Here is a 14,460-nt window from a genome sequence, read left to right on the forward strand (position 1 = left end):
CCGGGACGGAGAAGATGGAGCTGGACCAGCGCCGTCTGACGAGCCGTATCGCCGCTTCCCTCCTCATCGCCGTCCTTGCTTATCTCGGCCTGCTTTTCGGCGGCAATCTGGTGATCTCGCCGGCCGCCGTCAATACGCTTTCCTCTTCCGATCGGGATTCGCAGCCAGCGCAGCTGACTGCGCGCGATGCCGTGCGCGGGTTGCTTGCCAGTGAACGCAAGCTTGCACCGAAGCAGACGGCGCATGACGCCGGACCGCTTACCCTTGCCGCCGCCCCGGCTGTCGATTTTTCCGGCTGGACTATGGCCGCGCCTTTTCCGGCATTTGAAGCTTCGCTTCATGCCGCAGTCTCCAGGACCCATCAACCGCGCGCACCGCCGGCTGCTGCCTGACGCTCGCGCCGATCGGCGCTTCCGACCATTGACGACATGCCGCCAGCGCCCGAGCGCCGGCCCTCGATATCAAGGAATACAACATGCGTACTTCACGATGGCTGGTGGTCACCTATACGGTGATCATCCTACTCGGCCTATTGATCGCCTTGCCGAACGTCCTGCCGCAATCCGTCCTCCAGCGCGTGCCGGCTTGGCTGCCGCATGAGCAGGTGTCGCTCGGCCTCGACCTTCGCGGCGGCTCGCACCTCGTTCTGGAAGTCGACGAAGCCGACCTGACCAAGGAGCGGCTGCAATCGCTGCTTCAGGACGCGCGCCGCGTGCTGCGCGAAAAGGGCATCCAGCCGAAAGCCGTGGTCCGCAGCCAGAACCAGATCGTCGTGACGCTCGCCGATGCGTCACAGAGCGATGCTGCCGTCACCGAACTCAAGACGCTTGCCAACCCGATCAGCACCGGCCTCAGCGCCGGCCAGGCGGATCTTGATGTCACGGCGAACGGCGCCACCATCACCGTCGGCTTCTCGCGGGCCGGCATCGCCGCCAATGTCGACAATGCCGTCCAGCAGAGCCTTGAAGTCATCCGCCAGCGCGTCGACCAGGTCGGCGTCTCCGAGCCGACCATCCAGCGCATCGGCGCCAACCGCGTGCTCGTCCAGCTTCCGGGCGCGCAGGATCCGTCGCGCCTGCGCGAACTTCTCGGCTCCACCGCCAAGATGTCGTTCCATATGCTGGCGCCGAACAACGCGCCCGGACCCGGCGTGACCATGCTGAAGGACGATGAAGGCAATTCCTATCCGGTCCTCGACCGCGTCGAGATCTCCGGCGACCGCCTTTCGGACGCCCGTGTCAGCTTCGATCCGAACACGCGTGAGCCGATCGTCAGCTTCCGCTTCGACAGCGCCGGCGCTACCCGCTTTGCCGAAATCACCCGCCAGAACGTCGGCAATCCCTTCGCCATCGTCCTCGACAACAAGGTGCTGAGCGCGCCGGTCATCCGTGAGCCGATCACCGGCGGCTCCGGCCAGATCTCCGGCAGCTTCTCAGCCGACAGCGCAACGACGCTTGCCGCCATGCTGCGCGCCGGCGCCCTGCCCGCCAAGCTGACGGTCATCGAGGAACGCACCGTCGGCGCCGACCTCGGCGCCGACGCCATCAAGATGGGTATTTATTCCGGCCTCGTCGGCTTTGCTCTCGTCGCACTCTTCATCTTCGTTCTCTATGGCACCTGGGGCATCCTGGCGAATGTGGCGCTGTTGATCCACACCATCCTGACCTTCTCGGCGCTAACGCTGGTCGGTGCGACGCTGACGCTACCGGGCATCGCCGGTGTCGTGCTCGGCATCGGCCTTGCGGTCGACGCCAACGTTCTCATCAACGAGCGTATTCGTGAAGAGACCCGCAAGGGTAAGGGCGCCTTTGCCGCCATCGATACGGGCTTCAATCGTGCCTATTCGACCATCATCGACGGCAATATGACGGCCCTGATCGCTGCGGCCATCCTGTTCTTTTTCGGTTCCGGGCCGGTGCGCGGCTTTGCCGTGACAATGGCGCTCGGCCTGATCATCTCGATGTTCACCTCGGTCGCCTTCGTGCGCGTCGCGATGATCGAGATCACCCGCCGCCGCAAGTTCAAGGTGCTGAACATTCGGCCATTGATCCCGTTCAGCCCCTATGACAAGCACATCGAGTTCATGAAGGCGCGCTTCTTCGGCGTCACCGTTTCGGCGCTGCTGTCGATTGCCTCCGTCGTGCTCTTCATCCATCCGGGCCTCAACTACGGCGTCGATTTCCGCGGCGGCATCCAGATGGCCGTCAAGACGCAAGGGGCTGCTGATCTTGCGAAGTTCCGCGAAGGTTTGGACAGCCTCGGCCTCGGCGAAATCACGCTGCAGTCCTTCGGCGACAAGAACAGCATCCTCGTTCGCGCGCAGCGGCAGGAGGGCGGCGAAGAGGCGCAGACGGCAGCGGTTACCAAGCTGAAGGCCGAAGTCGCCAAGATCGATCCGACCGCCACTGTCGAAGGCACCGACGTCATCGGTCCGAAGGTCAGCGGCGAGCTTGCCTGGGCCGGCATCCTGTCGGTGGTGATCGCAAGCTTTGCGATGCTCATCTATATCTGGGTCCGGTTCGAATGGCCGTTTGCCGTCGGCGCCATCGTCACGCTGGTGCTCGACGTCACCAAGGCGATCGGCTTCTTCGCGATCACCGGCCTCGACTTCAACCTGACGGCGATCGCCGCCATCCTGACGCTTGTCGGTTATTCGGTGAACGACAAGGTCGTCGTCTATGACCGCATGCGCGAAAACATGCGGCTCTACAAGTCGATGCCGCTGCGCGAGATCATCGACAAGTCGATCAACGAGACCTTGGCGCGAAGCCTTTACACCAATGCGACGGCCTTCCTCGCACTGGTGCCGATGGCGATCTGGGGCGGCAGCGCGGTCTCGAGCTTTGCGATCCCGATGGTCTTCGGCATTCTCGTCGCCGGCGCCTCGTCGATCTTCATCGCGGCACCCATCCTGCTCTTCCTCGGCGACTGGCGCCGCCGCCATGCCAAGGCGGCACCGGCAACCGATGAGGCCGTCGAGATCATTCCGCCGGAACAGGGTCGCCCGCGCAAGTCCGCGAGCTAAAATCCCGTTAACGCATCCTTGACGAGGGCGCCGGTTGCAGAGCCGGCGCCCTCTTTCTATTGTCGGCTACAGCATTATGTGCCAATTCAAGGTGTTGCAGCGTCCTTTGCGCGTCTGAAAAGACGCGTGGCGCCGTGAGAGATCGGGGAAACCGCCAGATGTCATCCGACCCAACGAGACCGCCAGAAACCACCATTGCCGGAGACGGCGAGGAGCGCATCAAACGTTTTCTCGCAACTGCCTCGCACGACCTGCAATCGCCGCTCCGCCATATCGCCATGTATGCCGAGTTGCTGCTCGACGATCTCGAGGCGACGCTCGACGGTGAACAGCTGCAGAGCCTCAGGATGATCATGGAAAAGGCGCAGACAGCGCAGCGCCTCACCAAGGCATTGATGAGCCTTGCCGGCGGCACACCGCAGGTGACGCCTGAAGAGGTCGATCTGCAGGCGCTCGCCGAAAATATCTGGGGCGAACTGACCGACGAGACGGCGGCCGGCGAGGCAACGCTCGAAAGCGACGGCCTGCCCTCCATCCGTACCGACCCTGCCCTCTTCGGTCTGGTGCTGCGGCACCTGCTGACCAACGCCCTCATTTATCGCGGGGAAGCGCCGCCGCATGTGGCCATCGCCGCGCAGCGCGAGGGGACGGACTGGTTCATCCGGATTTCCGACAACGGGACGGGCATCGATCCCGTTTATCGGGAGCGGATATTCGAGCCTTTCTGGAAATTGCCGAAGCCGGGAACGGTCCAGGGCGCCGGTCTTGGACTGACGACGGCGCGGGAGTTTCTGACGGCGCTTGGCGGCGATATCAGCCTCGAACATTCGGATGAAAGCGGCAGTCGATTCATCATCCGCCTTCCCATCGCTTGATGGTTAGATGCTGTAATCGTCCTTCCAGAAATCCGGGACGTCATAGGTCACATATTCGCGGATGATATGCTGCAGCGTCTGGGCATCGATTTCGTCCTTGCCGATGCGGAAATCGACGCCGTAATCCGGGAATTCCTGGAAATAGCCGCCCGATATATCGGTCGAGACGACGCCGATCGGACCGGTGTAACCGATGCCGCGCAGCTCCGGCACCGTGTCGCGGAAATCGGCATTGGGCAAAAGGCGATTGTCGAGCAGGATGAGATCGAAACGCTCCAGGCGGATCTTTTCCAGCGCGTCACCGATCGATTGCGAATATTCAACCTCGACGGCCGGCTCGGAGAGCTCGGCGATCTTCTTCTTGAGCGCACGGAATTCGATGAATTCGTCGTCGACAAAGAGAACCTTTACGGCGTTCCTTCGGCTCGTTTCGGTGATCATCGTCTCATTTCCCCAATCCCGAAACCAGCTTCACGAAACCAAACCATTCCTCAAGGCGATCGCCACCATATGAACGCGGTTCACTGCGTCAAGTTTGCGAGCGGCCGCGGTGATGTGCGAATTGACCGTATGTTCGGAAAGACCGAGAATGATGGCGATTTCCGCCGACGTCTTGCCTTCGCTTGTCCATTTGACGATTTCCGATTCGCGCTGGGTCAGCCGTCCGGACATTTCCGGCGTCAGGATTTCCTCGTAGAGCTTGTCGAAAATACGCATGGCGTCGAGGAGCATGTCGGCGATCTCACTCTGATCCGGCTCCTGGCGCTCGCCGCTGAGGACGAGGCAATATCGCCGCCCTTCCGGCGTGAACAGCGGGATGAAGAGAAAAACGCCGCTCAGGAACTCGTTGAAAACAAGATCGGACGGATAATCTTCCGGCTGTGCGCTCCTACCATGGACGGGCGTTGCCAGGAACTGGGCGGACTTTGCCCGGACGGTGCCCAGCGCTTCCTTCAATGTCGTGATGAAAAGGCCGACACGCCGCTCGGCAACATTGGTGATGACGATATCGCGTTCGCCGAAAGGGGCCGAAGCCTCGGATATGCGGGCAAGCGCAAAATTGTCGAAGTTGTAATGCTGCGCCGCCGACTTCAGCAGACGGAAAAAATCGGTGCGGTTGATCGCCCGGCTCAGTTCCGGTCCGGCGTGAAAAGGAATTGCCGGGGCATTGTTCATTCCCACTCTTCCTCTCTCCTCCCGCCGATGCTTCCGATCCCGAAATCTTGGGATATACGTCTTAGACGCGAAGAGCTACAAAAATTGCGAGACAAGTTGATGAGAGATATCGAAAACGGGGACTTTCGATATGTAAGGCGGAAATCATCAATTATCTCAATGACAGGTGATGCACGGGCAGATTTTACTGAGGGGCAGTAGTTCTTACCTGGGTATCGTAAATCTTCTCGTGTTCAACATCCATGAATGCGAGAAGGCAGTGCCAGACGTAAGCGCGAGAGAACCGATAGACCCATTCAGCTAAGGGGTTGGCTGATGTTCGTGGCGGCGAACGCGGGTTGATCGGTTCTCTCAGCGCTTATTTTGCGTTCCATTTCCTTCGCTTCGGTTGCATCTTGTGATGCGCTCCCGACCTTGTCAATTGCGGTTTGTCGCATGCTCCGGGCGAGCGGCAGAGAACAGGCGGCCGGGCTTACGTCGTTTCCTACACTTCCAGATTGAGAATGATTGCGGCAAGGTCAAGCGGTTTTTCGAGATAGAAATCGGCGCCGGCCTCGAGCGCACGCGCGCGATCCTCATCGGCATCCGATCCGCTGCAGATTGCAAGCCGCATCGCCTTGAACCGAACATCCCTGCGCAGGCTCATCACCAGGCCAGTGCCGCTGTCGAGCGGCATGTAGAGATCGGTGATCAGCAGATCGGGCACGGCCTTGCCCTCCGCCGCGCGCGCCTCCAACGCCTCCAGCGCCCTATCGGCGGTCGAAAAGCAGAATAGATCGACCTCGATCTGCTGCTTGCGGCTGATATAGTCGAGATAGAAGAGGTCATCCCTGCTGTCATCGACGTAAAATAGGGTCGGCATCCACCACCGTGATTGGATATTGTTCGAACGAACGTCGCTGTCCTTAGAAATCACGATACCGCGGTATCACGAAAATTCGATATACCTTACTGCAAGGCATTTCGCAAAAAGCACGGCATCACCTTCCCTTTGCCTATTGAGTATTCGTTGATTTCGGAAAAAATGACCGCGCAAACCAAGGAGAATACGCGGGTGCAGGATAGCAGCGACGTGGACCTGCAGGACCAGCGAAGGCGGCACTACCGTGCCTTTGCGATTGCCGTCGGCTGCCTGATGTTCCTTCTCGGCGTGACGGCGCTTGCCGGCTGGCTGCTGCAGGTCGAGATTGTCATTTCGCTGGTTCCCGGCTTTCCGTCGATGGCCTTCAATACCGCGCTCTGCTTCGTGCTTTCCGGCGTGGGGCTTGCCGCTTCGACACTCGCCGCCCGCCGTTTTCGAATAACGGCGACAATCACGGCGGGGCTTGCGGCGGCGATCGCCGCGGCTCGGCTCGTGGAAATCGTCATGATCGGGCGGACTTTTCACAATGTCGACTTGTTGATCTCGCGCTTCCTGGTTTCGCCGGATTTCATCGCTGAGATCGGCGGCGGCATGGGGCCGAACACGGCGCTGGTCTTCCTGATCGCCAATCTTTCGCTGCTGCTCTCGCTCCAGGTGGAGAAGTCGAGAAGCCAGGTGGTGCAGGAATTGACGAGCTATGTCGTCATCACCCTCGGCATGATCGCGCTGGCCAGCTATGTCACCGATGCCGAACAGGGCTACCGCTGGGGGCCATATGCGGCGATGGCGCTGCATACGGCGGTCGGCATGGTGATCTTCGGCTCGGGACTTCTCGCCCGCTCCTGGTGGATGCAGCCGGCAAACCGGGCGCAGATCCCGCTCTGGATCCCGGCCGCGGTCTGCTTCACCGGTCTTCTCGTCGATCTCTATACGCCGCTGGGTGTCGCCAACGGCATTCTCTACGTGCCGCTGGTGCTGACGGCGCTCTGGTTCGGCAACCGGAACGCGCCGCTTTTCTTCGCCTTTGCCTGCACCGTGCTCCTGATGCTCGGCTTCTTCGCCGTCAGGCACAACGAGGCGGCGTTCTGGCAGGAAATCGCCAACCGCACGATTACGGCTGCCACGCTTTGGCTGATCGCGATCCTCGTCTTCTATTTCATGCGCAACAACTATAATCTCGAAACCGAGCGCGTCCGCTTCGGCGCGCTGGTGCGCGGCACGCCTGATGCCGTCATCGTCATCGACGAGCGTGGAACGATCAGGAATTTCAATCCGGCGGCTGAAAGCATGTTCGGTTACTCCCCGCAGGAGACGATCGGCAAAAACATCAAGATGCTGATGCCCGAACCCTACCATTCCGAGCACGACGGCTATCTCGCCCATTACCGGCAGACCGGCGAGGAGCGCATCATCGGTACGACGCGCATGGTCTCCGGACGACGCAAGAACGGCATCGTCTTTCCGATCGATGTTTCCATCAGCGCCGTCGTCACCGGCCATACGAAGACCTTCGTCGGTATCGTGCGCGACATCAGCGAGCGCGTCCGGCAGGAAGAACGGATGAAAACGACGCTTTCCCAGCTCGAGGCCTATACGGCCGAGCTCGAGCGCAGCAACCACGACCTCGATGAATTCGCCTATATCGCCTCGCATGATCTCAAGGAACCGCTGCGCGGCCTGCACAACCACTCTCGCTTCCTGTTGGAGGATTATGAAGACAAGCTCGACGTGGACGGCGTGCGCCGGCTGAACCGGCTCGTGCGTCTCAGCCAGCGCATGGAGAAGCTCGTCAACGAGCTTCTCTATTTCTCCCGGCTCGGACGCCAGCAGCTGGCGGTCAAACGCACCGATATCGGCCTGATCGTCAAGGATGTCGTCGCGACGATGGAGTTGCTGCTCGAGGAACGGCACGCCAAGGTGATCATCGACGGCCGGCTGCCGGAGGTGGTCTGCGACGCGCCGCGGCTGACTGAAGTGTTCCGCAATCTCATTACCAATGCGATCAAATACAACGACAAGCCGGCTCCGCTCGTCTCGATCGGCTATCTTGACCGATTCGTCGGCAAGGACGGCACGGTTGCCCGCAACGTATTTTTCGTTAAGGATAACGGTAAGGGCATTCCGCAGGAATTCCACGAGGATATTTTCCGCATTTTCAAACGGCTGGAAAAGTCGCAGGATTCCGACGACGGGACCGGAGCAGGCCTCACCTTCGTTCGCAAGATCATCGCGCGGCACAATGGCGATATCTGGCTGGAATCCGAGGTCGGCACCGGCACGACATTCTACTTCACTCTGGGAAAAAAGCGCGAGGGGCAGAATGCAGCAGCGTGATACGCAACCGATCCTGATCGTCGAGGACAGCGAAGACGATTTCGAAGCGACGATGCGCGCCTTCAAACGCACCAACCTGCGCAATTCGATCCGCTGGGCGGCCTCCGGTCAGGAAGCGCTCGACATGCTCGCCGAGATGGTGCCGAAACCCGGGCTGATCCTGCTTGACCTCAACATGCCGGGCCTTGATGGTCGGAAGACGCTGGAGGCGATCAAGTCGAACGCCGGCTGGCGCAAGATCCCGGTGGTCATCCTCACCACCTCCGACGACGAACGCGATATCGAAGGCTGCTATGCGCTCGGCGCCAATACCTATGTGCAGAAGCCGGTGGATCTCGACGGGCTCTTCGCCGCGATCCAGCGGCTGAAGGAATACTGGTTCGAAATCGCCATCCTGCCGCTCGAGGACTGACAGATTGGCGGAACACTGCTCTATTCTCATCATCGACGACAACATCGACGATCTCGAGGTCTATCGGCGCATATTGAGCCGCGTTTCCAGCACTGCCTATACCGTCGTGGAGGCGGAGACCGGCGAAGAGGGTCGTGCGCTGAACAGCCGGAAACGGCCTGACTGCATCCTGCTCGACTACTCTCTGCCGGGGCGCGACGGGCTCGGCGTTCTTGCCGATATCCTGGAGGATGATCCCGCCGCCAACGTCATCATGCTGACCGGTCAGGGCAACGAAACCGTCGCCGTCGAGGTGATGAAGAGCGGGGCACGCGACTATCTGACAAAGGATTCGCTGTCGCCGGAAACACTGCATCGCTGCATTCAGAACGCCATCATGCACGGCATGCTGGAAGCAAAGCTGGAGCAGAAGCGGCAATCGCTTGAGATCTTTACCCGCGCTATGGCCCATGATTTGAAGGAGCCGCTCCGGACGATCAAATCCTTCAGCCGCATCCTGCACGGTTCTGCAGCGCTTCCGGCCGAAGACCGGGAATTGCTCGATTACGTGCTCAGCGCCGCCGACCATATGGAAGACCTGATCGTCAAGGTCTCGGGCTTCACTAAGCTCGAGGCCTCCGGCGGACTGGAGCTCAAGCCGGTCTCGCTCTCCGATGTGCTCGACCAGGTGGAGGACAATCTGCGCCAGCAGACCGAAAGCCGCGGAGCCGTCATCATCCGCGGGGCGCTGCCGGAGGTCATGGGCGACGCGACGCTGCTGACCCAACTCCTGCAGAACCTGGTGTCGAATGCCGTCCGCTATTGCGAGCAGAAGGTTCCGGAGATCAGCATCACAGGCGAGGCGCAGGGCGATACCTGCCGCCTCACGGTACGTGACAACGGGCCCGGCATCGACCCCGCGCACCGCGAGCTGATCTTCCAGCCGTTCAAGCGTCTCGTCGGCCGCGGCATCGAAGGCACCGGGCTCGGCCTTGCCATCTGCCGCCGCATCGCGCAGATGCATGGCGGCTCGATCTGGTGCGAGGCAGAAAATGGGCCGGGCGCCACCTTCATTCTCGAAGTGCCGCTCGCCGAGGCGAGGCCCACGCCATCAGCCGCATCGGCCGTCCCCCACAGCGCCAGGCCGGCGGAACAGCCAGGCGAAGGTTCGGGCAGGCTTGCCGAAGTGCTGCTCGTCGAAGACAGCCCGGCCGACATCCAGCTTCTGAAGATCAAGCTGATGCGGCGGGACAAGGTGAATTTCAACCTGCATGTCGCCACCAACGGACTCGAGGCGATGCGGCTGCTCGAAGAACGCGCCGGCATTGCCGATGTGCCGCAGATCGACCTGATGCTGCTCGACATCAACATGCCGATCATGGACGGCTTCGAGGTGCTGCATGCACTTTCAGCCGACATCCGCCTCAAGCAAATTCCCGTCTGCATTCTCAGCACGTCCAGCGACGAGAGCGACATGCGGCGGGCCAGAAATCTCGGCGCGCGAGCCTATATGGTCAAGCCGCCGACCCTGCAGCAACTGGAAGAGGCGCTTGAAGATGTCGAACATTTGGAGTTGTTGCAGCGCGGCGATTCGCTTGCGCTTTGTGCGGAACAAAATTAAGCGATCGTCATTGGCAACGGTATGACCTTCGCAGCTCTCATACTCGCGCTCCTGACGACACCGCTTCAATCAGGACTGCTCTCGATGGTATCAGGCATACATCACGTCACGGCCGTCACCCGCAAGGTGCAGGCGAATGTGGACTTCTACGCGGGATTTCTCGGCATGCGGCTCGTCAAGCAGACAGCCGGTTACGAGGACGCGACGCAGCTTCATCTACTCTATGGCGATGCGGCTGGGACGCCGGGTTCGCTGCTGACCTTCCTCGTCTGGGAAGATGGTGCGCCCGGCCGAGCCGGTTACGGCCAGATCAGCGAAATATCGCTTTCGATCAATCCCACCAGCATCGGCTACTGGCTGACGCGCGCCATGAGCTTCGGTCTGAGATCCGAGGGACCGGCCGACGAATTCGGCGAGCCCGTCCTGCGGCTGAAAGACCCTGACAACATCATCCTCAAGCTCGCAGGCGCAAAGAACCTGACATCGCCGTCCGCCTGGGACGGCGCTTCGATCCCGGCCGAGCACACGATCCAGCGCGTGCGCGGCGCGACCATGCTGACGGAAAAGCCCGCCGAAAGCCGCAGCTTCCTCGAGAGCCATTTCGGCTACCGCTTCCAGACCAACCGCGGCACGATCGACAGGCTGGTGTCGCAATCCGGCGACGTCATCGACGTGCGCGATGCGCGCGGCTTCTGGTCCGGCGCGCCGGGCACCGGCACGGTCGATCACGTCGCCTTCCGCGCCGCCGACGAGGAGACGCTGCTTTCGGTGCGCAAGGCACTGGAAGCGACGGATGGGTCGCCGACCAATATGCACGACCGCAAATATTTCCGCTCGCTTTATGCCCGCGAGCCCGGCGGCACGCTGGTGGAACTTGCCACCGACAAGCCCGGCATGACTGTTGACGAAGAGCATGCATCCCTCGGCACCAAGCTCTTCGCGCCGCCGGAAACGATCACCAATCTCGATGACCTGAAGGTGATTCTGCCCCAGTTTTCGATGCCCGGCCAGCCCCGCATCAACTACCGAGAACTGCCGTTCGTTCACCGCTTCTATACGCCGCCGAATCCCGACGGCAGTGTCTTCGTGCTCCTTCACGGCTCGGGCGGCAATGAGACGACGTTAATGCCGCTCCTGAACAAGGCGGCGCCTCGAGCAACCCTGATGGGCGTGCGAGGGCGCGCGACGGAAGAGGGTTTTCCGCGCTGGTACAAGCGCATTACACCCTTCTCCTTCGATCAGAACGACATCAAGACTGAGGCCGAAGCCTTTGCGGCCTTCATCGAAGGCGCCGTCAAGTCCTACGGCCTCGATCCCAAGAAGGTGGTCTATGTCGGCTATTCCAATGGCGCCAACCTCCTGAACTCGCTGCTCTACCTGCACCCGAACCTTGTCCACAAGGCGGTGCTGCTGCGCTCCATGCCGGTGCTCAGCGACTATCCGCACGCCGATCTCAAGGGCACCGACCTGCTCGTCATCAGCGGCAAGACGGATGCCTACGGCAAATATGCGAGCGACTTGGAAGAGAGGCTGAAAAGTTCGGGCGCCACCGTCGATTCCGACGTCATCCCCGGTGGTCATGACCTCGGCGATGCCGATGTACCGATCATCCAGAAGTGGCTGTTGCAGAGGATGGGTGATGATCCGCAGCCGCTGGAGCAGCAAGCGGTTAAGCCGGCGCGCGAGACGTCCGGGCAACCATGATGCCGGCGAGCACCACCGCGGCGCCGAGCGCCTGCATCATCCCAATCGCCTCATTGAGCAGCGCCCAGGCGAGGATAGCGGCGACGACCGGCTGAAGCAGCAGCGTCAGCGATGAAAAGGCCGGCGGCAGATAGGCGAGCGCATAGGTGATCGCCACCTGCCCGCCGGCATGGCTGACAAAGGCGAGGCCGAAGAGGATCGACCAGCCAAAGGCGGTTGCGGGCAGCATCTGGCCTTCGAAGAAGAAGGCTATCGGAAAGATGCAGACGGCTGCCGATGCCGTGCTCCACAGCATGATGCGGATCGTATCGAACCGGCTGCGCAACCTGCCGATCGCCAGGATATAGCAGGCATAGAAGAAGGCGGCGATCATCGCGGCGCCGTCGCCGCTCAAATCGCCGTTACCGAGCCCTGCCGGTCCGCCTTTCAGAATAACCACTCCGGCGAGTGCCAGCACCAGTCCCATTAGGAAGACGACACTGGTTCTCGCCCTGAAAAACAGGACGGCGATCAGCGTGACGAAAACAGGCGCGAGATTTGCAAGCAGCGTCGCATTGGCGACCGAGGTCATGGTGAGCGAAAGGTGCCAGGCGGCGAGATCGAGCGCCAACATGACGCCCGGGAGAACCAGCATGCCATAGTCGGAAAGGCTTTGCGGCTTTAGGCCCCTCTCCTTCTTCACGAGCGAGACGACGAGGATCGGGATCAGCGCCAGCGCCACACGCCAGAAGGCCGTCGCCATCGGTCCGACCTCGGACAGTCTGACGAAAATCGGCGAGCCGCCGATCGCCGCCCCGCCGAGAAGGAGGGCTGCAAGGGCAAAACGATTGGAAGGCGAGGCTTCGGAAAGGGTGGAGGCAGGCTGCGACATGATCTCGATATTCTTGGTCACCCGGATGCCGGGTGCGTATCAGAAGTCGACCACCAGCGACAGTCGAAGAGCGACATATTGATGGAAAATCAGGCAGGACGCCTATTCGTCGCGCTGGTCCGCAGCTTTTCAGCGATCTCACCGGCGATGAAGAAGGCATGCTCGGTCACCTGCGGCAGTCCCATCAGCTCGCCGAACGTGCCGCGCGCCAGCGGGCCGGAGATCAGCAGCGAAGGATCTGCCTTTCCTGACCGGCCGATCGCCTCCGAGCGCTCGGTGCAGGCAAGGCCGAGCCCGGTCGGATCGAGCGACAGGTGGCCGTCTGCCGCAAGTGCCGCAAGCCAGGGCTGGGTTTCGAGAATGCCGCCATGCGCCGGGCCGGTGGTGACGACGACGGCGTCATAACGTCTCTCCAGCGGCTGACGCTGATGACGTGGCTGCAGGGTGCAAAGGATCAGCTCGCCTTCGATGCGCGCATCGGCGACCGAGCCGGCCAGGATATCGAGGCGACCTGCGGCAACCGCCGCGTCGAGCACGGCCTCGACCTGCGGGGCGATCCGGAAACGGTGCACATCCCAATAGGGACGCAGATGGCGGACAAGACGGCGTCGCTCGGCAACCGGTAGCGCCTGCCAGAGATCGTATCCCTGCGCCCGCACCTGATCGATCACGCCATGCCAGCTTATGCCCTGCGTCTTCGCCGCACCTATGGCAGTGCGGATCTCTCTCAGCAGCGACACGGCGGAATGGGCCGCATCGGAGACGAAATCGCCGAAGAGCTCCTGCGGTACCGGCGCGTGCCCACGAGACCGCAGACCGCGGCGCGAGATCGCGGTCACCGGACCGTCATGTCCGCGCGCCGCAAGCGAGGCGATGACATCGGCGGCCGTCAGGCCGTTGCCGATGACCAGCACCCGGTCATGCGGGCGGATCACCTCGAGCGCGCCCGGCTTGGTGGTATCGGCGACGAAACGGGGATGGGCAGCAAGCCGGATCGCAAGCCGGCCGGGGGCTACCGGCGGCGGATGACTGGTGGCGATCGCGACGATATCGGCCTCCGTCACGCCGCCTCTGTCGTCGAGGATCGACCAACGACCGGCACGGGCTTCGACAGCCGTCACCGCAGCGCGGCGATGACGCACGCTACCGTCTTCCAGCAGCGGCTTCAGCAGCGAGGCGACATATTCGCCGAACAGCCGGCGCCGGGGGAAGAGCGAGCCATCGGGCTGCCTGGCCTCAGGGTCGCCGGCGACGGCGTCGCGGGCGTCGATCCAGGCCAGGAATTCGCCGAGGTCATCGGGCTGCAGGCTCATCTTGGCGGCTGGAACATTGATGCGGTGGGCCGGATCGGCCGTGTCATAGGCAAGGCCGCGGCCGAGTTCGGCGCGCGGCTCAAAGACCACGATGGCAGGGCGCTCGCCGCAGTCGGCTCTGGCGAGATGATAGGCGACACCGGCGCCGGAGACACCGCCGCCGATGATGGCGACGACCGGCTGTTCAGACGTCGGGAGAGGCTTGGGCTGCATGGTGGCCGGGATCATTGCTTTCGATGCCCGAGCATAGAATCGGGGCAGTGGTCACGCAATCCTCCTCCCCGGATT

General features: G+C 61.8%; 12 protein-coding genes. 7 read left to right on the top strand and 5 right to left on the bottom strand.

The window, feature by feature from the left end; all coding sequences use genetic code 11:
• Positions 1–14: 14 nt before the first annotated feature.
• From G9X68_RS05860 to G9X68_RS05870, 3 genes are all read left to right on the top strand, one after another.
• Complete coding sequence (locus G9X68_RS05860; protein WP_171601618.1) at positions 15–392, top strand: hypothetical protein; 378 nt, start codon at positions 15–17, stop codon at positions 390–392.
• An 83-nt stretch (positions 393–475) separates the two neighbouring features.
• The gene (gene secD, locus G9X68_RS05865; RefSeq protein ID WP_171601619.1) at positions 476–3,025 is read left to right on the top strand and encodes a protein translocase subunit SecD; all 2,550 of its coding nucleotides are present in this window, start codon (positions 476–478) and stop codon (positions 3,023–3,025) included.
• A 158-nt stretch (positions 3,026–3,183) separates the two neighbouring features.
• The gene (locus tag G9X68_RS05870) at positions 3,184–3,900 is read left to right on the top strand and encodes a sensor histidine kinase (RefSeq protein ID WP_171601620.1); all 717 of its coding nucleotides are present in this window, start codon (positions 3,184–3,186) and stop codon (positions 3,898–3,900) included.
• Between the two features lie 3 nt (positions 3,901–3,903).
• On the opposite strand, the gene G9X68_RS05875 is transcribed toward G9X68_RS05870, so the two are convergent.
• The 3 genes from G9X68_RS05875 to G9X68_RS05885 all read right to left on the bottom strand — a co-directional run bounded on the left by G9X68_RS05875 (position 3,904) and on the right by G9X68_RS05885 (position 5,938).
• Positions 3,904–4,341 (bottom strand): response regulator, encoded by a 438-nt coding sequence (locus G9X68_RS05875; RefSeq protein WP_171601621.1) that lies wholly within the window; start codon positions 4,339–4,341, stop codon positions 3,904–3,906.
• A 30-nt stretch (positions 4,342–4,371) separates the two neighbouring features.
• A complete protein-coding gene (locus tag G9X68_RS05880) occupies positions 4,372–5,076 on the bottom strand; it encodes a helix-turn-helix transcriptional regulator (protein WP_171601622.1) in 705 nt (234 codons plus the stop codon).
• Between the two features lie 484 nt (positions 5,077–5,560).
• On the bottom strand, positions 5,561–5,938 hold the full coding sequence (locus G9X68_RS05885) for a response regulator (RefSeq protein ID WP_171601623.1): 378 nt from the start codon (positions 5,936–5,938) through the stop codon (positions 5,561–5,563).
• Between the two features lie 192 nt (positions 5,939–6,130).
• Between G9X68_RS05885 and G9X68_RS05890 the strand changes: the two genes are divergently transcribed.
• Genes G9X68_RS05890 through G9X68_RS05905 form a run of 4 tightly spaced genes read left to right on the top strand, consistent with a single transcriptional unit; the run spans position 6,131 to position 11,988 of the window.
• Positions 6,131–8,272: a PAS domain S-box protein gene (locus G9X68_RS05890; RefSeq protein ID WP_171602165.1), complete on the top strand. Its 2,142-nt coding sequence runs from the start codon at positions 6,131–6,133 to the stop codon at positions 8,270–8,272.
• Complete coding sequence (locus G9X68_RS05895; protein WP_003545468.1) at positions 8,259–8,684, top strand: response regulator; 426 nt, start codon at positions 8,259–8,261, stop codon at positions 8,682–8,684. Before G9X68_RS05890 ends, G9X68_RS05895 begins: the two co-directional genes overlap by 14 nt.
• A gap of 4 nt (positions 8,685–8,688) precedes the next feature.
• Positions 8,689–10,284 carry a response regulator gene (locus G9X68_RS05900; protein WP_171601624.1) on the top strand — a complete coding sequence of 532 codons (1,596 nt, stop codon included), beginning with the start codon at positions 8,689–8,691 and terminating at the stop codon, positions 10,282–10,284.
• A gap of 21 nt (positions 10,285–10,305) precedes the next feature.
• A complete protein-coding gene (locus G9X68_RS05905; protein WP_206679627.1) occupies positions 10,306–11,988 on the top strand; it encodes a VOC family protein in 1,683 nt (560 codons plus the stop codon).
• Here the strand turns inward: G9X68_RS05905 and G9X68_RS05910 are convergent.
• Positions 11,954–12,859, bottom strand: coding sequence for a DMT family transporter (locus tag G9X68_RS05910; RefSeq protein ID WP_171602167.1), 906 nt, complete (start codon positions 12,857–12,859; stop codon positions 11,954–11,956). The two genes, G9X68_RS05905 and G9X68_RS05910, sit on opposite strands and share 35 nt — an antisense overlap.
• Before the next feature lie 89 nt (positions 12,860–12,948).
• On the bottom strand, positions 12,949–14,400 hold the full coding sequence (locus G9X68_RS05915; protein WP_171601625.1) for an FAD/NAD(P)-binding protein: 1,452 nt from the start codon (positions 14,398–14,400) through the stop codon (positions 12,949–12,951).
• Positions 14,401–14,460 lie beyond the last annotated feature (60 nt).

The organism is Rhizobium changzhiense, assembly GCF_013087625.1.
In the GTDB taxonomy this organism is placed as follows: Bacteria; Pseudomonadota; Alphaproteobacteria; order Rhizobiales; family Rhizobiaceae; genus Rhizobium; species Rhizobium sophorae.